This window comes from Saccharopolyspora gloriosae, assembly GCF_014203325.1.
GTDB lineage: Bacteria > Actinomycetota > Actinomycetes > Mycobacteriales > Pseudonocardiaceae > Saccharopolyspora_C > Saccharopolyspora_C gloriosae.
The window spans coordinates 5,873,180-5,892,297 of sequence record NZ_JACHIV010000001.1 but is presented as its reverse complement, the minus strand read 5'-3'; the positions used below and the strand labels follow the sequence as shown (position 1 = coordinate 5,892,297).

Below are 19,118 nucleotides of genomic sequence, written 5' to 3'. Positions count from 1 at the left end.
GCGCGACAGGGGCGCGGTGATCGGGTAAGACGGCAGCAACCGCGAGTGGGAGGTCTCCGTGCAGGGAGTGTGGACGCCGGATCAGATCCGGGCCGCCGAGCGCAGTGTGTTCGCCCGGACCCCGGAGCCGTTGGTGATGCGCCGCGCCGCGTTCGCCGTCGCCGCGCACAGCGCGCGGCTGCTGGCCGAGACGACCGGAGCGACCGCGGGCCGGCACGTGACGTTGCTGGTCGGAGCGGGCAACAACGGTGGGGACGCGCTGTGGGCCGGTGCCGAGCTGCGCCGCCGAGGAGCCGGGGTCACCGCGGTCCTGCTGGCTCCGGACAAGGCGCACCCGGCCGGGCTGGCGGCGTTGCGCCGCGCGGGCGGCCGGGTCGTGGAGGCGTCGGGGCCGGGCGCGGACACCGCCGGCATCGGGGCCGCCGCGACGGACGCGGTGCAGCGCGCGGACCTGGTGATCGACGGCATCGTCGGTCTTTCGGCGCGGGGGAGCCTGCGCCCGGTGGCGGCCGAGCTGGTCGCTCGGGTCGAAGCGCCGATCGTGGCGGTCGACCTGCCCAGCGGCGTCGACCCGATCACCGGGGCGGTGGACGGGCCCGCCGTCGACGCGGACCTGACCGTCACCTTCGGCGGGCGCAAGCCGTGCCACGTGCTGGGAGCGGGCGCGGTGCTGTCGGGCTCGGTCGTGGTGGCCGACATCGGCCTGGGCGATGATCTTCCCGAGCCTGATCTGCACGTGCTGGAGCCGTCGGACGTCGGCGCGGGATGGCCGGTGCCGGGGGCGTCGGACGACAAGTACTCGCAGGGCGTCGTGGGTGTCGCGGCGGGGTCGGCGACGTATCCGGGTGCGGCGGTGCTGGCCGCGGGCTCGGCGGTGCAGGCGACGTCGGGCATGGTCCGCTACGCCGGGCCCGCCGCGGACGTGGTGCGGTCCCGATGGCCGGAGGTGGTGGCGACCGGGTCGGTCGCCGACGCGGGACGGGTGCAGTCCTGGGCGGTCGGGCCGGGCATCGGCACCGGGGCCAGCGGGCGCGAGGTGCTGCGGCACGTGCTGGAGTCGGGGCGCCCGGTGTGCGCGGACGCGGACTCGATCACGTTGTTCGCGCAGGACCCGACGCTGTGGGACGCGCGGGAGCCGGACGCGGCGGTGGTGCTGACACCGCACGCCGGTGAGTTCGAGCGGCTCGCGGGCGAGGTGGGCCCGGACCGGGTCGCCGCGGCGCGGGAGGTGGCGCGGCGCGACGACGTGGTGCTGCTGCTCAAGGGCAACACCACGGTGATCGCCGCTCCGGACGGCCGAGTGCTGGTCAACCCTTCGACGCACGCGTGGCCCGCGACGGCCGGGTCGGGCGACGTGCTCACCGGGTTGATCGGGGCACTGCTGGCCACGGGGATGGACCCGTGGCTGGCCTGCGGTTTCGCCGCGCACGCGCACGCCCTCGCCGCCGAGCTCGCCGCCCTCGGAGGTGCCGGCGAGGAGGCCGGTGCGCCGATCGGGGCTTCAGCCCTGCTCGCGGCGCTCCCGGCGGCGATCCGCACCCTCCGCTCCACCTGATCGCACCGCCCCGCCGCTGAAGTGAACGGACCGTTCGCCCAACGAGATGGGACGAACGGTCCGTTCACTCGTTTCAGAGCGCGCGCCGTGTGGTGATCACGCGGGCTGGGTGAGCGGCCCGTTCGTCCAACGGGATTGGGCGAACGGTCCGTTGACTCGGTTCGGGGTCGGGGGTGAGCGGCCCGTCCGCCCAATGGGATTGGGCGAACGGGCCGTTCACTCGGATCAGGGGCGTGCGCTGTGCGGCGATCCGCGTGGGCGTTGGGGTGAGCGGACCGTTTGCCCAACGGGAGCTCCGTTCACCTGGAGCTGGAATCTCACGTCGCGTGGGGCGGGCTGGGGTGAGCGGACCGTTTGCCCAACGGGATTGGACGAACGGTCCGTTCACTCCGAACCTGAGCCGCCGTGCGCAGGGCGCTGGGAGCAGCAATGCGCACGGAGGGTGATCAGCTGGTCTCCCAGGGTGGTATACAAGGAACGTGATGAGGGTCTGCTTCACAACCAGGCGGTGATCGGCAATGCGTGTGCGACGATGTCGGCGCCATGACTGAGCAGCCCGCGCACCGCGCCGACCTGCGCATTGACGTCGATGCGCTTCGCCACAACGTCGCCTTGCTGGCCGAACGGGCTCAGCGCTCGGGCGCCCGGACGATGGTGGTGGTGAAGTCCGACGGGTACGGCCACGGCGCCGAGGTGGTGGCCCGCGCCGCGCTCGACGCCGGTGCTTCCGCGTTGGGCGTGGCGGCCATCGGGGAGGCCTTGCGGCTGCGGGCCGCGGGCATCACCGCTCCGCTGCTGTGCTGGCTGCACGTCCCGGGTGACGATTTCGACGCGGCCGTCGCGGCCGATGTGGAGCTCGCCGCGTCGTCGGCCGCCGAACTGGACGCGATCGCGACCGCCGCGCACGCGCGGTCCCGGGTCGCCAAGGTGCACCTCAAGATCGACACCGGGTTGAGCCGCAACGGCTGCCCGCCGGAGCTGTGGCCGGCGCTGGTGGAGCGCGCGGCGAAGGCGCAGGCGTCGGGCGTGCTGGAGGTGGCCGCGGTCTGGTCGCACTTGGCGTGCGCGGACGAACCGGGCCACCCGTCGATCGACGCGCAGGCCGCCCGCTTCCAGGACGCCTACGAGCAGGCGCGCGCCGCCGGGCTCACCCCGATCCGGCACCTGGCGAACTCGGCGGCGCTGCTGACCCGCCCCGACCTGCACTTCGAACTGGTCCGGCCGGGCATCGCCGCCTACGGGCTGGACCCGGTGCCGCACGCGGGCGATCACGGGCTGGTCCCGGCCATGACGTTCCGCTCCGAGGTGGTGCTGACCAAGCGCGTCGGCCCCGGCGAGAGCGTCTCCTACGGCCACCTGTGGACGGCCGACCGCGAGTGCACGTTGGCGCTGGTGCCGGTGGGCTACGCCGACGGCGTGCCGCGCAACCTGTCCGGCCGGATGGACGTGTGGCTGGCCGGGCGCCGCAGGCCGGTGGTGGGCCGGGTGTGCATGGATCAGCTGGTGGTGTGCTGCGACGACGATCCGGTCGCGGTGGGCGATGAGGTCGTCCTGTTCGGCCCTGGTGAGCAGGGTGCGCCGACCGCCGCGGAGTGGGCGGACAAGCTGGGCACGATCCACTACGAGATCGTCACCGGCATGTTCCGGCCGCGGGTGACGCGCACCCCTACGGAGGTGGCGACATGAGACCGGTGTGGCAGGCGCTCGCCTGGTCCAGCGGGGTGCTGGGCGCGGCGGTGACGGGGGCGGCCGTCGGCGTCGCCGCGCACAGCTCGCGGATCGCGACCCAGCGCCACGACGAGGACGACCTGTACGCGCAGGAGAGCCTGGGGCGGTTGCGGCCGGACCGGCAGTCCACGGTGGCCGCCGATGACGGCGTGCCGCTGGCGGTGCAGGAGATCAAGCCAGCCGACGGCGGGCACGCCGATCTCACGGTGGTGCTGGTGCACGGCTACGCGCTGGATTCGCGATGTTGGCACTTCCAGCGCCGCGACCTGCCGCTGATGACGGATCCGCGGGTGCGGGTGGTGCAGTACGACCAGCGCAGCCACGGCCGGTCCGGGCATTCGTCGCGGCGCAACAGCACGATCGAACAGCTCGGCAAGGATCTGGACGCGGTGGTGCGGGCGACCGCTCGGCGCGGTCCGGTGGTGCTGGTGGGGCATTCGATGGGCGGCATGGCGATCATGGCGCTGGCCGAGCAGCAGCCGAAGTTGTTCCGCGACCGGGTGTGCGCGGTCGCGTTCATGAGCACGTCCGCCGGGGAGATCGGCGCGTCCGGCCTGCCGAAGCCGTGGTTGTCCCGGAACAACCCGCTCACCCGTGGCCTGGGTGTGCTGGCGGGCCTGCAGCCGGAGCTGGTGGAGCGGGTGCGCCGCACCGGCGGGCAGTTGGCGTGGAGCATCGTGCGGGCGCTGTCGTTCGGCGATCGCGAGGTCAGCCCGTCGCTGGTGGACCTGATGAACAAGATGATCTCCGCGACGACGGTCGAGGTCGTCACGGACTTCCTGGAGACGCTCGGGTCGCACGATCGCAAGGCCGCGCTCGCCGGGCTGCGCCACACCGAGGTGCTGGTGCTCAGCGGCGATCTGGACCGGATGACGCCGTTCTCGCACTCCGAGGTGATCGCCGGGGAGTTGCCGGAGGCGGAGCTGGTGCGGGTCGAGGGCGCCGGGCACATGGCGATGCTGGAGCAGCACGAGCTGGTCACCGGGCACCTGGTTGGCTTGGTGAAGCGCGCGGCGCAGCGGATCTCGAACGGGGAGAAGAAAGTGAGCGGCCGGTCATGAGCGCGGATGTGGCGTCCACCGCCGAGTTGGCGACTCCGGAGGAGGCGCTGGACTTCGGCCGCCGCCTGGGCGCCGGGTTGCGCGCCGGTGATCTGGTCGTGCTGGACGGTCCGCTGGGCGCGGGCAAGACGGTGCTGGCGAAGGGGATCGCCGCGGGCATGGGCGTGACCGGCCAGGTCACCTCGCCGACGTTCGTGATCGCCAGGGTGCACCACCCGGCTGGGGACGGTCCGGCGCTGGTGCACGTCGACGCGTACCGGCTCGGTGGGCTGGAGGACATCGACGACCTGGACCTGGACACCGATCTCACCGATGCGGTCGTGGTCGTGGAGTGGGGTGCCGAGGTCGCGGCGCGGTTGGCCGACGAGTACTTGATGATCCGGTTGCACCGCCGTACCGACGACGTGCGCGAGGTCGTCCTGGAGCCCCACGGCGACCGCTGGCACACCTGATCCCCCTTCCTCGGCCTCCCCGAACGGCTGGGGACGAACTCCTCACCTGGGATGACTCGCGCGATTTCGCGAGGAATTGCGAGCCCCCGAAGTGGATGCCTGGGCAGCTACGTGGCTTGATCTGGGGTTATTGCTGGGGTTCGGGGTTTTGCGGGAGTGGTGGGGGTTTGATTTCTCGCGAAATTGCGGGGTTGCTGCGGGTGGTGAGATCCCTCGTTCGGGGTGGAACGGGGTTTCCCCGGGACGTGGCGGCTGGTGACCGCCGGTAATTCGGGGGTCGTGATCCGGCCGTAGGCTGAGCTCGCACATCGCTCGGGCGCGGAAGGGCACATCGGTGATCGAGTTCTTGTCGGGGTTGCCGGTGTACGGGCTGTTCGCGGTGGCCTTGGTGGTGCTGGCGATGGAGTCCGGGTCGCCGATCGGGCTGTTCCTGCCCGGTTCGCCGACGCTGCTCGCGCTGGGGCTGCTGTCGCGGCAGGGCGTCGCGAACCCGTGGGTGGCGGTGCTGGTGGCGGGTGCGGCTTCGGCGCTGGGCTGCCAGTGGGGTTTCCTGCGGGCTCGCAGGCTCCGGTTGCTGGACCGGGAGGCGGGTTCGGCCGATCTGCTCGACCCGCCGAACCGGTTGGAGCGCAAGCTGATCCAGCGCATCGGGCGGGAGCGGGTGCGCCGGCTGCTGACGTTCCTGGACCGCCGTGCGGCGGCGACCGTGGCGACCGGTCACTTCTTCAGCGTGGTGCGCACCTTGATGCCCCGCCTGGCCGGGCGCGCGGGCGTCTCGCATCGCAGGTTCAGCTCCGTGAACGTCCCGGCCGCGTTCGCCTGGGCCGCGTTGCTGGTCACGCTCGGCCGGATCGCGGGGGCGGCGTTCGACCAGGTCTCGTCCGCGGTGGGGTTGGCCGGGCTGCCGGTGGTGCTGGTCGCCGCGGTGATCGGGTCGATCGTGCTCGTGGTGCGGCGTCGCCGGTCCCGCGCGGACGCGGAGACCTCGGCGGACGCGGAGGCCTCAAGCGCTGTGTGAGGCGGTCCGCAGTTCGGCGCTGAGGTCCTTGGCGAGCCGTCGCATCAGCGGGACGATCGTGTCCGTGGCGATCCGCGTCATGCGCCCTTCGGGGCCGCTGATCGAGATGCCCGCTCCGGCGGGGGCGCCGGGCACCGCCACGGCGTAGCAGCGCACGCCCACTTCCTGCTCGCCGTCGTCGATGGCGAAGCCCTGTTCGCGCACGCGCCCCAGCTCGTCCTGCATGGCGGCGACGGTGGTGATGGTGCGTTCGGTCTGCGCCCGCATCCCGGATCGGCCGAGGAGCTGCGCGACGGTGTCGGTGGCGAGGTCGGCGAGCACGGCCTTGCCGACGGCGGTGGCGTGCACGTCGACCCGGCGGCCGACCTCGGTGAACATCCGCATCGAGTGCTGCGACGGGACCTGCGCGACGTAGACGATCTGGTCGCCGTCGAGCACGGCCATGTTCGAGGTCTCGCCGGTCGCTTCGGTGAGTTCCGCCAGGTAGGGGCGCGCCCAGGACCCGAGCGAGCGGCTCGCGGTTTCGCCGAGCCGGATGAGCCGCGGCCCGAGCGAGTACCGCCGCGACGGCTGCTGCCGGGCGTATCCGCTGGTCACGAGGGTGCGCATGATGCGGTGGATGGTCGGCAGCGGCAGCCCGGAGGCTTCGGCGAGTTCGGAGAGCGCGACTTCGCCGCCCGCGTCCGCCATCAGTTCCAGCAGGTCGAAGGCGCGTTCGATGGACTGCACCCCTCCGCCTTGGTTGGCACGGCGTGGCCCGGTCATCGCTGCGGTCCCTTCGTCGGCCTCGGAGGTCGGCCTGGTGATCGATTCTAGTCGGCGGTGCCCGAGCTCATGTTGCCTCGGGCCATACGTGGAAACTAACATCCACGATGCAGAAAAGCACTGAAGCGTTGTGGCGCTACCGGGCGTGACCCGGCGCGGCGGCGAGCGCAGGTACCCGAGAGAAGGTGGGCTTCCATGTCCGACACGACCCCAGCGACGAGCGTGCAGGTGCTCGGCGGCTCCGTGGAGCGGGGCGACGAGATCCTCACCCAGGAGGCTCTCGACTTCGTCGCTGGTCTGCAGCGGAAGTTCGGCGCCCGCCGGGACGAGCTGCTGGCCCGCCGCGTGCAGCGCCGGGACGAGGCCACCCGCAACGGCCGCCTCGACTTCCTGCCGGAGACCAAGGAGATCCGCGAGTCCGACTGGCAGGTCGCCACGCCCCCGGCCGACATCGCCGACCGGCGCGTGGAGATCACCGGCCCGACCGACCGCAAGATGTCGGTGAACGCGCTGAACTCCGGTGCCCGCATCTGGCTGGCCGACCTGGAGGACGCGAACACCCCGCACTGGGAGAACGTGGTCAGCGGCCAGGTCAACCTCTACGACGTGGTGCGCAAGCAGGTCGAGCTCACCACCCCGGAGGGCAAGCAGTACAAGCTGCGCGACGACGTGCAGCACGCGGTGCCGCTGGTGCGCCCGCGCGGCTGGCACTTCGACGACAAGCACGTGCTGGTCGACGGCAAGCCGATCGTCGGTGCGCTGCTGGACTTCGGGCTGTACTTCTTCCACAACGCCCAGGAGCTGGTGAACCGGGGCAGCGGCCCGTACTTCTACCTGCCGAAGATGGAGAGCCACCTCGAGGCGCGGCTGTGGAACGACGTGTTCACCCACGCCCAGCAGGAGCTCGGCATCCCGCACGGCACGATCCGCGGCACGGTGCTGATCGAGACCTTCCCGGCGGCGTTCGAGATGGAGGAGATCCTCTACGAGCTGCGCGACCACTCCGCGGGCCTCAACGCCGGTCGCTGGGACTACCTGTTCAGCGTCATCAAGACGTTCCGCGACTCGGACCAGTACATCCTGCCGGACCGCAACACGGTCGGGATGACGGCGCCGTTCATGCGCGCCTACACCGAGCTGCTGGTGCGCACCTGCCACAAGCGCGGCGCGTTCGCGATCGGCGGCATGGCCGCGTTCATCCCGAACAAGAAGGACCCGGAGGCCAACGACAAGGCGATGGCCAAGGTCCACGACGACAAGAACCGCGAGGCCGGCGACGGTTTCGACGGTTCCTGGGTCGCGCACCCCGGTCTGGTGGAGATCTGCTTCGAGGAGTTCGACGGCGTCCTCGGTGACAAGCCGAACCAGATCGACCGCAAGCGCGAGGACGTCTCGGTCACCGCCGACGACCTGCTGTCGGTGAACCGGACGCCGGGCCAGAAGACCATCGAGGGCCTGCGCGCGGCGGTGGACGTCGGCGTCCGCTACATCGTGTCCTGGCTGGGCGGCAACGGTGCCGCGGCGATCCACAACCTGATGGAGGACGCCGCGACCGCCGAGATCTCTCGTTCGCAGATCTGGCAGTGGCTGCACAACGACGTGGTCCTCGCCGGTGGCGAGCAGGTCACCGTCGACCTGGTGCGCCAGGTGCTGGCCGACACGGAGAAGGCGCTGCGCGCCGAGAACGGTTTCCCGACGGAGAACCTGGGCCAGGCCGTCGAGCTGTTCGAGCAGGTCGCGGTCGCCGACGAGTTCGTGGACTTCCTGACGCTGCCCGCGTACGAGCGGATCTGATCGGGCGTTTCGAAGAGGGGGCGGTGTCGTGCCGCCCCCTCTTCCGCCGTGGGAATCCGTTCACGTCCGGCGGCTCCGCCACGGGCGGACGACGATCAAAGTTCAAGGTGCAAGGGCTTCTTTCTCGCCGGAGGTGTGTGTGCGGACGTCGTTGAACGCGGATCAGGTCGAGTCGCGGTTGGCCCGGTTGTCGGCCGTGGACGAGGACATGGCGCGGCGGTATCCGGGAGCCGGTGCCGCGCGGCAACCGGTGCACACCTGCTACGTGCCCGCGGGCGCGGTCGACTCGGGCACCTTGCGGCAGTGGGCTGACACGGCGCTGGGCACGTTCGACGAGCACCTGCCGGAGCCCGCTTCGCTGACGTTCCTGCTGGGCCTGGACGGTCCGGTGGCCGACGCGGTGCATCCGCGGGTGCGCCAGAAGCTGGCCGGGGCGGCCGTGGAGGACCTGCGGATCGACTTCGAGGACGGCTACGGCGCGCCCGGTGACGAGGCGGAGGACGCCGACGCCGAGCGCACGGCCGGTGTCGTCGCGGGCTGGTTGCGCGACGGGCAGCAGCCCGCGACCTTCGGGCTCCGCGTGAAGTCCTTCGACGACGCGGAGTTGCGCGCGCGGTCGGTGCGCACCCTCGACGTGTTCCTGACGTCGTTGTTGCAGCGGTGGGGGAGCCTGCCGAGCGGGTTCGTGCTGACCTTCCCGAAGGTCGTCGACGTCGCGCAGGTGGAGGTGTTCGTCGAGCTGCTGGAGCTGTTCGAGCAGCAGCTGGGCCTGGCGGCGGGGTCGCTGCGCTTCGAGATCCAGGTGGAGACCACTCAGTCCATCGTGGACGGTTCGGGCCGGTTCGCGCTGCCGCGCTTCATCGCGGCCGGTGCCGGGCGGGTCAGCGGTCTGCACTTCGGCACCTACGACTACACCGCGAGCTGCGGTCTCACCGCGACCCACCAGCACTTGGCGCACGGTTCCTGCGACTTCGCCCGGCACGCGATGCAGGTGGCCGCGGCGGGCACCGGGATCTTCCTGTCCGACGGGTCGACGAACGTGCTGCCCGTCGGCGAGCAGCGCGACCACGGCTGGCGCAACCACTACGACCTGGTGCGGCGTTCGCTGGCGCACGGTTTCTACCAGGGCTGGGACCTGCATCCGGCGCAGCTGGTGAGCCGGTACGCGGCGGTGTTCGCCGCGTTCCGCGAGACGGCGCCCGCGCAGGCGCACCGCCTCGCCGCTTACGTCGGCGCGGGCGGCGGCGCGGTCCTGGACGAGCCCGCCACGGCCCGCGCGATGGCATCGGCCTTCGTCCGCGCGTTGGACGGCGGGGCCATCGACGCCGCTGAGGCGCAGGCGATGACCACGATCGACGAGCCCGGACTCCGGGCGCTCGCCCGCCTCTGACCTGCCGCGACCTGGCGGGCTGATCGCTCGCCGGGTCGGAGGTCCCACTCCGCCCGTTCCGGTGCACCGTTGCGCCGGGCGGGCGGTTTTCTTGCGCGGGCGCGTCCGCGTTGACGAAGCGGAACACTGCTCCGTATATTTAACGGAACAGTGCTCCGCTTTGGTGTGCTGAAGCGGCCGCCGACCCGCGACGAGGTGGTGCGGCGGCCATCGAAGGGAAGACGCGCACCATGAACGACTCGACCCACGCGGCCGACGCCGCACCCGTCCTCTCGGTCCGCCCGGTGGTGCTGCCGGTGCCGGGCCGCCCGGTGGACCTGGAAGTGCGGGTCTCCGCGCCCGTCACCGGGACCGGCCTGCCGGTGATCCTCCTGTCGCACGGGCAAGGCCACTCCCACCACCTCTCCTCGCTCGACGGCTACGCGCCGCTCGTCGACCACTGGGCCGCGCACGGCTTCGTCGTGATCCAGCCGACCCACCTGAGCTCGACGACGTTGCGGCTCGACACCGACGAGCCCGACGCGCCGCTGCACTGGCGGTCGCGGGTGCTGGACATGTCGGCCGTCCTCGACCGGTTCGACGAGATCGAGGACGCCGTCCCGCAGCTGCGCGGGCGGCTGGACCGGGAGAAGGTCGCCGTCGCCGGGCACTCCATGGGCGGGCACACCGCGAGCATGCTGCTGGGTTCGCGGCTCACCGACCCGACCGACGGCTCGGTGGTGGACCTGACCGAGCCGCGGATCAAGGCGGGCGTCCTGCTCGCCGCGCCCGGCCGGGGCGGCGACGCCGTGACCGAGTTCGTCGCCGAGAACTACCCGTTTTTCCTGGGGATCGACTTCGCCGAGATGGCCGCTCCCGCGCTGGTCGTCGCCGGGGACGCGGACGCCTCCGAGCACCTGACCGTTCGCGGCCCGCAGTGGCACGCCGACCCGTACTTCCTCGCGCCCGGCCCGAAATCGCTGCTCACCCTGTTCGGCGCCGGGCACGGGCTCGGCGGCGTGTCCGGGTACGACGTCGCGGAGACCACCGACGAGAACCCCGAGCGGGTGGAGGCGGTCCGGCGGCTCACCACGGCCTACCTCCGCTCGACGCTGCACCCCGGCGACCCCTCCTGGCAGGAGGCGTGCGCCGACCTGGCGGCCACCCCGACCCCGCTCGGCCGAGTCGACTCGAAGTAGCCCACCCGCGCAGCGCCGGGATGAAGTGAACGGCCGGTTTGCCCAACGAGATTGGACCAACGGTCCGTTCACCCGAACTCGAACCACGCGTCAGCGGCGGATCGGGATGGAGTGAACGGACCGTTTGCCCAACGGGATTGGACGAACGGTCCGTTCCCGAAGCGCGGGTCGGGGGCGGATCGGGGTGGAGTGAACGGACCGTTTGCCCAACAGGATTGGACGAACGGTCCGTTCACTTGATCCGGAAGCGCGGGTCGGAGGCGAGTCGGGGCGGAGTGAACGGCCTGCTTGTCCGATCCCGTTGGGCGAACGGGCCGTTCGTCCGGAAGGGGCGTCGGGCTGAAGGGGGTCTGGTGGGGGTGGTGGGCGGCTAGGGTTGGCGGGACGGGTGATCGTTCGAGGAGGGGCCATGGCCGGGAACGACAACGAGCTCGCCGCGACCGAGGACGCGTTGTCCGCGCTCGCCGCTCGCCTCCGGGAGGACCAGGTCTTCGGGCCGGTCGTGCAGCAGGGCGACACGACGTTGGTGCCGGTCGCGCAGGTCCGCACCGGTGGTGGGCTCGGCGGCAGGAAGAAGCGGGGAACCGGCGGGGGAGTCGGCGCCGTGGCCCGGCCCGTCGGCGCGTGGGCGGTCACCTCGGAGGGCGCCGTCTGGCATCCGGCGGTGAGCGTGAACCGCATCGTCCTGGGCGGTCAGCTCGCGCTCACGGCGATCGGCGTGGCTTGCGCCATCGCGTTCCGCCGCAAGCGCTGACAGTCCCCGCTCAGGCGGTCGGGTCGATGCCGGACCAGGTGATCAGGCGGGTGGCGACCTCGTCGATGCTCGGGCGCGCGGCCGGGTCGGGGGCCAGGCAGGCGTCGACGGTGCGGGACAGCCGGGCGGGCAGGCGGCGGCGGGTGCGCAGCGGCGGCGGTGCGCCGTCGAGCTGCGGGTAGTGCCGGGAGCCGTCCTCGCGTCGTTGCCGGTGTGAGACGTCGACCCACGGCGGTGCGCCGGAAAGGGCCTCCCACAAGGTGATTCCGAGTCCCCAGACGTCGGTGGCGGCGGTCATCTCGCCACCGCGCGCCTGCTCGGGCGAGAGGTAGTCGAAGGTGCCTGCGGTGTTGTGCTCGCCGATGCGGCAGGCGAGGCTCAGGTCGAGCAGCACGGCCCGCCCGCCCGCGGAGACCACATTGGACGGTTTCACGTCGAGGTGCGCCCAGCCCTGGCGGTGCAGGTAGCCGAGCACGGAGCACAGCTGGATCCCGAGGATCGCCGCGTCGACGGGCCGCAGCCGCGCGTGCTGGTCGAGCAGGTAGCTCAACGTCGCGCCGGGCAGCGTCTCGGTGATCACCACGGGACGGGCGGGCTCGCTGCTGAGCACCGTTTCGTAGCCGCGCACCAGGTGCGGATGGGTGAGGGAGCCCAGCAGCATCCCTTCGCCGCGCAGCCACCCGGCGGCGGTGGTGTCCTCGGCGCGTTCCGGGCGCAGGGTCTTGCCGACGCAGCGGCAGCCGCGCTCCTCGCTCCAGAGGTCGTAGACGTCGAGCCGATTTCCCCGCCGCAGCAGGGAGAGCACGCGATAGCCCGGAGCGAGGTGCTCGCCGGCTTCCAGGGCGGGGCCGGGAGCTCCCCAGTCGTCGTCTTCGCCGTAGTAGGAACTCGGCGCGTCAACGGCCACGGGCCACCGTTTCGTTCGCAGGTGCGGGGTGTTTCGGCCGGAGCCCGGCGCGGTGGCGCCGGACTCGCGGGCTCGGCTGGTCCGGGCTCGTTCAGCTGCGGCTGCGGTGGCGGCGGCGGCCGGATCCGCTGCGGCTGGAGCTGTCGCGGCGACGGCGGCGGTGGTCGCTGCTGGAGTGGCTGCGCCCGCGGTGGTGCCTGCGGCGGTCGCTGCTGTCGCGGGAGGAGCGGTGGTCGTGCTTGGCGGGCGAGAGGGAGCTGAACAGCTTGCCTAAGTCCATTGTGGATTCTCCTGCGTCCGGTGCCGGGGCGTGACCTCGCCGCGGACGATCTGGCGAGATCAGCTCCTCGCCAGGCTACGCGAAGATCGGTCATACCGGACCGCGCTGCCGTCGAGCGGAGCCCACCCCGGCGCGGGACACGAGTGAACGGCCCGTTCGTCCAACGAAGCTGGAGTGAACGGCCCGTTCGTCCAATCCGATTGGGCAAGCGGTCCGTTCACTTCATCCGATACCCGTCACGGCGTGGACGCCTGGTTCCGAGTGAACGGCCCGTTCGTCCAATCCGATTGGGCAAGCGGTCCGTTCACTTCGATCGGCTCGCGGCGGCCCGGCGAGGGCGGGCCGGGGGCGGGTGAACGGACCGTTCGTCCAGTGGGATTGGGCGAACGGTCCGTTCACTCACCGGCGGTGGGGGTGGTGGCCGGGCGCGACGGAGTGGGGGAGCGCCCGGCCACCGGCCGGTCCGGTGCGGTGTCGGGGAGGTGCCGCAACGGGCCGGGGTTCGGAGACCGGTGGATTCCGGTGTCGTGTCAGAAGTCCCAGGTGAGCAGCAGGTAGTCGTGGGTGCGGGCGATGTCGGCGCACTGCGGGCACCGTTCGGTGATCTGCTCGGATCGGGGGCGGCGCGGTGGCGGGGTGTCGAAGGGGACGCGGATCCAGGTGCCGCACAGCGTCGCGGCCCGCTCGCCGCCGGGCAGCGCGCCCGGCCGGGAAGGCGTCGCGTGGCGCAGGTACAGCGCCAGCCCGACGATCCAGAACGCCACCGGTCTGGGGCATCGGAAAGGGTGGGGCAGCGCCATTTCGTCCTCCTTTCGGTTCGATCACCAGCGGAACCGCTGACGAAACGAAAGGTAGATCGCTATTTTGTGTTTCCGCCAAGATGAGACTTCGCAGCTCACGATGGGTGCCGGTGGCTTCGTCGTCTCACTGCTCGGCGAGAGGAATCGGCGAATGCGGAGGTGACCGGATGCGGCACGCGGACAAGCTGCGCCAATTGGGGCTCGGCGTGCAACTGCGCAAACTCCGGGAAAGCAGGGGCTTATCCACCCGATCGGTGGCGAAATCGCTCGGTGTCTCACCGGCTTCGATCAACCGCACGGAGCTCGGCAGCAGGTCGCCCAGCCGCGAAGAGGTCAGCGCGCTCTGCGCGGTGTTCGGCGTCGTCGGCGACGAGAAGCAGGAGCTCATCGAGCGGGTCGGGGAGTCGAAGGACAACGCTGCCTGGCTCGCGACCGAGCACGTACCGGACCAGGTGACGAGCTTGATGATCCTGGAACGGGAGGCCGTGGAGATCACGGCGGTGGAGTTGGCGCTGGTTCCGGGACTCGCCCAGACCGCCGATTACGCCCGCTTGATCCTGGGGTCGTCCCTCGCTCCCGGTGTTGATCTGGAGCGGCAAGTCGCTACTCGACTTGGGCGCCAAGCGGTGCTGTCGAAGCCGAGAGCGCCGAAAGTCGCCATGTTCTTGGACGAGGCAGTGCTCTGGCGAACGCTTGCGAACGCGAGGATCGCTCAAGAGCAGCTGAGGCACCTCATCGCCGTGCAGCGCAGGGATAACGTAGCGATCCGAGTCCTGCCGTTCGATGCAGTGCCGCACGAGGGGCTGCGCGGTTCGTTCACGCTCTACGAGTTGGCGGACGGGACGCCCTACGTGTTCGTGGAAGCTCGCAGCTTCGGCGTCTTCGTCACTGAAACTTCAGCAGTGCAACCGTTTGTGGAAGTGTGCAACGGGCTGGGCAAACATGCTTTGGATGCGACAACTTCCGACGACATGATCTCGGCGGTCGCGGAGAGGCTCGGAGATGGCTGAACTGAAGTGGCGCAAGAGCACGTGGAGCGGCGACTACAACTGCGTCGAAGTCGCGCTGTCACCAGGGTCCACGGCGGTGCGGGATTCCAAGGCGCCGGAGGACGGGCACTTCACCGTCCCGGCCGCGCAGTGGGGATTCTTCTTGCACACGCTCAAATCCGGCCGTTTCGACCGGTGAGCGGGCGGTGGGCGGCCCGCCCGATGCGGGGCCGCCCACCTACCGGATCAGGGCTGCGGCACGACCGGCGCGTTCACCGCGGCGGCGGCGTCGATGACGCCGTGCCCGGTGAGCAGGCTGAACTGCCCGGTGTTGTCGCTGCCGGGGGTGTGCGCGGTGTCCATCAGGACCTGCTCCACCTGGTCCACGGAACGACCTTGCGCCGTCAGCAGCGCGGCGGCACCGGCGACCATCGGGGCGGCCATCGAGGTGCCCGCGAGCGCGTCGTAGTCGGGCTGGCCGCACTTCGGCGTGCCCATGCCTCGCGGCACGGTGGAGATCACGTCGTCGGCGCAGACGTCGTCTCCCGCGCCGCCGGGCGCGGACACGGCCTTCATGTCCAGCTTCAGGCCGAAGTTGGAGTAGGAGGCCTTCTTCTCCTCGCGGTCGGTGGCCGCGATGCACAGTGCGCCCTTCTCCCACGCGGGGGTGTCGCACAGCGGCGCGGTCTCGTTGCCCGCGGAGGCGACGACCACGACGCCCTTCGAACGGGCGTACTCGATGGCGTCCTTCGCGTCCGCTTCGATGCCGAGCAGCGTGAGCAGCTGGGTGCCGGGCTGCGCGCCGAGGCTCAGGTTGATCACGTTGGCGCCGTTGTCGGCGGCGTAGCGGATGCCCGCGCCGATCTCGCTGAACGCGCCGGAACCGTTCTCCAGCACCTTCACCGGCATTATCTTCGCGTCGGGGGCGACGCCCGCTCCGCCGATGCCGTTGTTCGCGGCCGCGGCCGCGATCCCGGCGACGTGGGTGCCGTGCACGTCGGTGTCCTGACCGACGCCGTCACCGCCGACCCAGTCGCCGTTGCCGCACGGCGCGGGAGCGCCGCCGCAGGCGAACGTCGCGCCCGGGACGAGCTGGGACTGCAGGTCGGGGTGGCCGAGGTCGACCCCGGTGTCGACGACGGCGATGACCTGCCCGGCGCCGGTGCTGGTCTGCCACGCCTGCTCGGCGTGGATCTGGTCGAGGCCCCACTGCTGGCCGGCCAAGGGATCGTTGGTGGTGGCTGCGGAGGCGGACGGCGTGGCTAATGCCGTCAGGCCGGCGACCGTGACTGCGAGGGCCCGTAAACGCATGGGCTGCTCCTGGGTTTCGGCGAAAAGTTCAGGCGATTAACGACAGCCTGACGATCGACGTTTCGTCCCGATACATGACCGAGTCCAGAAGCCGCTGTTCGGTTCAGCGAATTGCTGCGAACGGAGCAGTGTTGAACGGATAAAACGGACCCGATGTCCTCAGAGGACATCGGGTCCGCTCCCTCCCTTGCCCCATCCGGTTGCCTCGCAAGGAGATCGCGCGCCATCGGAGGGGACTGATCGGAACGATAGCCGGGGAGGTGTCCGCGCAGAACTCATCGAGCAGTGCACGATCGGGTGGATTCCCATGATCGTTCAAGAGGAAATTTCCCGCGACAGCACGGGATTCAGGCCGTCCCAGCTCAGTTCCGCGATCCACAGCCCGCGATCACCGGGCGGCTCCGGGAGGTCGCCGTGGAACGCGATGAGCCCGCCGTCGTCGAACACGTCCTGGCCGCCCGGATTCCGCACCGCGCCGCCCAGGATCTCCTTGCTCAGCAACGCACCGGGCGCTTTCGTGAACGGACCCGTCGGGCTCGACGAGGTCGCGTAGTTCGTGAAGTAGTCGCCGCTGTCGAAGGTGTTGCCGGAGAACAGCAGCACGTACCCGCCCGGCCTGCGCAGCAGCGTGGGCGCTTCGACGACGCCGGATTCCTCCGGCCGGTCCGCGCGCAGCAGCGACACGTCCGCACCGGTGGGCGTGAGGCCGTCGGCGGCGACGGGACGCAGGTGGATGGTCGACGGGCCGCTGCGGGCGCGGGTGCCGCGGGAGTCCTTGTAGAGCAGGTAGCGGCTGCCGTCGTCGTCGACGAAGCTGCTCGGGTCGATCACGTCGCCCTGGCCGGGAGCGCAGATCAGCGGATCCGGCCCGGTCGGGATGAACGGCCCCTCGGGGGAACCGGCGACGGCGGCGCCGATGCACTGGCGGCCGGAGGGCGCGTGGTGCGCGGTGTAGTACAGCAGGAACGTGCCGTCGTCGCGGGCGCTCACGTCCGGCGCCCACACGTTGAGGCTGCCCGTTTCGGACGGGCCGATCCACGGCGGCAGCTGCGGCAGCGCGTCGGCCCGCTGCTCCCACGATCCCGTCGCGTCGGTCGCGGTGGCGAGCTGCACGTTGTACCCGGCGGTGTTCGTCGCGTACGCGTAGTGCGTTCCGCCGTGGGTGAAGACGTCGGGATCGGGGAAGTTCCGGGAGATCACTTGCCGGGCCGCGTCCGCTCCCTCCGTTCGCTCGCGCGCCAGGGCGGTCGGTGACATGAGCAGCAGCAGAATGGCAGTGGTCAAGCTAATGTGTCGGCACTTTCGCGGCACGGCCCCTCCTTCGGTGACCGCACCAGTGCACCGGCGCCCCGTGCGCCTCGCTGGACACATTCACCCCACGAGTGACACCCGATCGTGCCTCTCAGCGGGCGGACGACCGGTTTCGCGGTAGCCGGAGATCCGCCTGCGCGCTCGGACGAGCCGTCCACCCGGCGCGCGGTCAGGAGGACGGCTCATCCGATCAGGAGGAAAGATCACTCACCCGGATCGGCGCGCAGCGGCGCAGCGTGATCAGCGGGCTGCTCCGGCGCGCGGCGGTGGAAGAGGGCGTTGAGGGCGAGCGCCGCCAAGCAGCCCGTGCTGATGCCGGAATCCAGCACCGTGCGCAACGCGTCCGGGGCCTGCGCGTAGAAATCGGGCTGCACCACGGGAACCAGGCCGATGCCCAGCGACGCGGCCACGATCAACGCCTGGAACGGGTCGCCGAGATCCGCGCGCCCGAGGGTGCGGATGCCGCTGGTGGCGACCGACCCGAACAGCACCAGCGCCGCCCCGCCCAGCACCGGCTGCGGCACCAGCGAGACCACCGCGCCCACCACCGGGAACAAGCCGAGCAGCACCAGCACGCCGCCACCGGCCGCGACCACGAACCGGCTGCGGACCTGGGTGAGCGCCACCAGCCCCACGTTCTGCGCGAACGCGCTGCAGGTGAACCCGCCGAACACGGCGCTCAGCGCGCTACCGGCGCCGTCGGCGCGCAGCCCGGCGGCGATGGTGCGCTCATCGGCGGGCCGGTCCACGATCTCGCCGAGCGCGATCATGTCCGCGGTGCTCTCCATCATCGCCACCAGCATCACCACGCACAGCGAGAGCGTGGCGCTGACGCTGAAGCTCGGCGCTCCCAGCGCGAACGGCACCGGCAGGCTGAAGATCGGCGCCTGCTCGAACGTCGAAGTGTCGACCAAGCCGAACGGCCACGCGATCACCGTGCCCGCGACCAGGCCGATCAGCAGCGCGATGCGGTTCCAGAACCCGCGCAGGAACCGGTTGAACAGCAGCACCAGCACCAAGGTCACCGCGCCCAGCGCGATGCGGCCGGGCGAGCCGTAGTCCGCAGCCGCCGAATCCTGCCCCGCGATCCACCCGATGCCCACCGGCATCAGCGACAACCCGATCAGCGTGATCACGGTGCCGTTGACCACCGGCGGGAAGAACCGCACCAGCCGCGAGAAGTACGGCGCCACCAGGAACGCCAGCGCCCCCGCCACCAGCACCGCGCCGTATACCACCGACAGCGGGTTCTCCCCGGTGGGCTGCGCGATGATCGCCAGGATCGGGGCGACCGAGCCGAACGTGACGCCGTTGACGAACGGCAGCCGCGCCCCGATCCGCCAGATCCCCAGCGACTGCAACAAGGTCGCCAGCCCGGCGGTGAGCAGGCTCGCCCCGATCAGCAGCGTCTGCTGCACCCCGGACAACCCCAGCGCCTCGCCGATGATCAGCGGTGGCGCGACGACGCCCGCGTACATCGCGGCCACGTGCTGGACGCCGTAGGCCACCAGCCTGCCGGGGGCGGGCAGTTCGTCCACCGGGTGGACATCGGTGCCGGCGTGCTTCTTGAAGGCCATCGAGGACTCCTCGGCCATGGGAAGGGATTCGGCTGATTTCCTACCGGGCGACGATTTTCCGCGGATTTCGGCGCGTGTCCGCCGGATCAATTCTCCGGCGCCGATCCTCGTCCTTTCCAAGGCAGCACGAATCGGCTGATCGGATGTGGAATCGGTGCCGGAACAACGGCTCGGTGAAAGGCGGGTTCGCCCGCGGGCGATCGGATCGACGGTGGTCCGCCCGTGGGCGACCGGATCAACGAGGATTC

General features: G+C 71.1%; 18 protein-coding genes. 11 read left to right on the top strand and 7 right to left on the bottom strand.

Annotated elements, in window-relative coordinates; all coding sequences use genetic code 11:
- Positions 1–58 precede the first annotated feature (58 nt).
- The 5 genes from BJ969_RS25535 (at position 59) to BJ969_RS25515 (ending at position 5,814) form a co-directional block, all read left to right on the top strand.
- Positions 59–1,555 carry an NAD(P)H-hydrate dehydratase gene (locus BJ969_RS25535; protein WP_184483127.1) on the top strand — a complete coding sequence of 499 codons (1,497 nt, stop codon included), beginning with the start codon at positions 59–61 and terminating at the stop codon, positions 1,553–1,555.
- 543 nt (positions 1,556–2,098) lie between these two features.
- Complete coding sequence (alr, locus tag BJ969_RS25530) at positions 2,099–3,241, top strand: alanine racemase (RefSeq protein ID WP_184483125.1); 1,143 nt, start codon at positions 2,099–2,101, stop codon at positions 3,239–3,241.
- Positions 3,238–4,344, top strand: coding sequence for an alpha/beta fold hydrolase (locus tag BJ969_RS25525; protein WP_184483123.1), 1,107 nt, complete (start codon positions 3,238–3,240; stop codon positions 4,342–4,344). Before alr ends, BJ969_RS25525 begins: the two co-directional genes overlap by 4 nt.
- Positions 4,341–4,796 (top strand): tRNA (adenosine(37)-N6)-threonylcarbamoyltransferase complex ATPase subunit type 1 TsaE, encoded by a 456-nt coding sequence (tsaE, locus tag BJ969_RS25520; RefSeq protein WP_184483121.1) that lies wholly within the window; start codon positions 4,341–4,343, stop codon positions 4,794–4,796. Before BJ969_RS25525 ends, tsaE begins: the two co-directional genes overlap by 4 nt.
- A 334-nt stretch (positions 4,797–5,130) precedes the next feature.
- Positions 5,131–5,814 carry a VTT domain-containing protein gene (locus BJ969_RS25515; RefSeq protein ID WP_184483119.1) on the top strand — a complete coding sequence of 228 codons (684 nt, stop codon included), beginning with the start codon at positions 5,131–5,133 and terminating at the stop codon, positions 5,812–5,814.
- On the opposite strand, the gene BJ969_RS25510 is transcribed toward BJ969_RS25515, so the two are convergent.
- Positions 5,800–6,579, bottom strand: coding sequence for an IclR family transcriptional regulator (locus BJ969_RS25510; RefSeq protein ID WP_184483117.1), 780 nt, complete (start codon positions 6,577–6,579; stop codon positions 5,800–5,802). The genes BJ969_RS25515 and BJ969_RS25510 overlap by 15 nt on opposite strands.
- Positions 6,580–6,774: 195 nt before the next feature.
- Here BJ969_RS25510 and aceB point away from each other — a divergent pair, with 195 nt between their 5' ends.
- The 4 genes from aceB (at position 6,775) to BJ969_RS25490 (ending at position 11,695) form a co-directional block, all read left to right on the top strand.
- Positions 6,775–8,373, top strand: coding sequence for a malate synthase A (gene aceB / locus BJ969_RS25505; RefSeq protein WP_184483115.1), 1,599 nt, complete (start codon positions 6,775–6,777; stop codon positions 8,371–8,373).
- A gap of 139 nt (positions 8,374–8,512) precedes the next feature.
- Positions 8,513–9,763 (top strand): DUF6986 family protein, encoded by a 1,251-nt coding sequence (locus tag BJ969_RS25500; protein WP_343071593.1) that lies wholly within the window; start codon positions 8,513–8,515, stop codon positions 9,761–9,763.
- 230 nt (positions 9,764–9,993) lie between these two features.
- Entirely contained in the window at positions 9,994–10,941 is a 948-nt protein-coding gene (locus BJ969_RS25495; protein WP_184483113.1) for an alpha/beta hydrolase family protein, read from the top strand.
- A 409-nt stretch (positions 10,942–11,350) separates the two neighbouring features.
- Positions 11,351–11,695 carry a hypothetical protein gene (locus BJ969_RS25490; RefSeq protein ID WP_184483111.1) on the top strand — a complete coding sequence of 115 codons (345 nt, stop codon included), beginning with the start codon at positions 11,351–11,353 and terminating at the stop codon, positions 11,693–11,695.
- A 10-nt stretch (positions 11,696–11,705) separates the two neighbouring features.
- Here the strand turns inward: BJ969_RS25490 and BJ969_RS25485 are convergent, their stop codons facing one another.
- The 3 genes from BJ969_RS25485 to BJ969_RS25475 all read right to left on the bottom strand — a co-directional run bounded on the left by BJ969_RS25485 (position 11,706) and on the right by BJ969_RS25475 (position 13,646).
- Positions 11,706–12,602, bottom strand: a complete 897-nt coding sequence (locus tag BJ969_RS25485; RefSeq protein WP_184483109.1) for a protein kinase domain-containing protein — start codon at positions 12,600–12,602, stop codon at positions 11,706–11,708.
- Positions 12,603–12,693: 91 nt separating this feature from the next.
- Positions 12,694–12,882 (bottom strand): hypothetical protein, encoded by a 189-nt coding sequence (locus tag BJ969_RS25480; protein ID WP_184483107.1) that lies wholly within the window; start codon positions 12,880–12,882, stop codon positions 12,694–12,696.
- Positions 12,883–13,412: 530 nt separating this feature from the next.
- Positions 13,413–13,646 carry a hypothetical protein gene (locus BJ969_RS25475; protein ID WP_184483105.1) on the bottom strand — a complete coding sequence of 78 codons (234 nt, stop codon included), beginning with the start codon at positions 13,644–13,646 and terminating at the stop codon, positions 13,413–13,415.
- Between the two features lie 203 nt (positions 13,647–13,849).
- Here BJ969_RS25475 and BJ969_RS25470 point away from each other — a divergent pair, with 203 nt between their 5' ends.
- Positions 13,850–14,692, top strand: coding sequence for a helix-turn-helix domain-containing protein (locus BJ969_RS25470; RefSeq protein ID WP_184483103.1), 843 nt, complete (start codon positions 13,850–13,852; stop codon positions 14,690–14,692).
- Positions 14,685–14,870 (top strand): DUF397 domain-containing protein, encoded by a 186-nt coding sequence (locus BJ969_RS25465; RefSeq protein ID WP_184483101.1) that lies wholly within the window; start codon positions 14,685–14,687, stop codon positions 14,868–14,870. The genes BJ969_RS25470 and BJ969_RS25465 overlap by 8 nt, the downstream gene beginning before the upstream one ends.
- A gap of 47 nt (positions 14,871–14,917) precedes the next feature.
- Here the strand turns inward: BJ969_RS25465 and BJ969_RS25460 are convergent, their stop codons facing one another.
- The 3 genes from BJ969_RS25460 to BJ969_RS25450 all read right to left on the bottom strand — a co-directional run bounded on the left by BJ969_RS25460 (position 14,918) and on the right by BJ969_RS25450 (position 18,870).
- The gene (locus BJ969_RS25460) at positions 14,918–15,982 is read right to left on the bottom strand and encodes a S8 family serine peptidase (RefSeq protein WP_184483099.1); all 1,065 of its coding nucleotides are present in this window, start codon (positions 15,980–15,982) and stop codon (positions 14,918–14,920) included.
- A 315-nt stretch (positions 15,983–16,297) separates the two neighbouring features.
- Complete coding sequence (locus BJ969_RS25455) at positions 16,298–17,266, bottom strand: glycoside hydrolase family 43 protein (RefSeq protein WP_221315937.1); 969 nt, start codon at positions 17,264–17,266, stop codon at positions 16,298–16,300.
- A gap of 230 nt (positions 17,267–17,496) precedes the next feature.
- Positions 17,497–18,870, bottom strand: coding sequence for a nucleobase:cation symporter-2 family protein (locus BJ969_RS25450; protein ID WP_184483095.1), 1,374 nt, complete (start codon positions 18,868–18,870; stop codon positions 17,497–17,499).
- Positions 18,871–19,118: the final 248 nt, after the last annotated feature.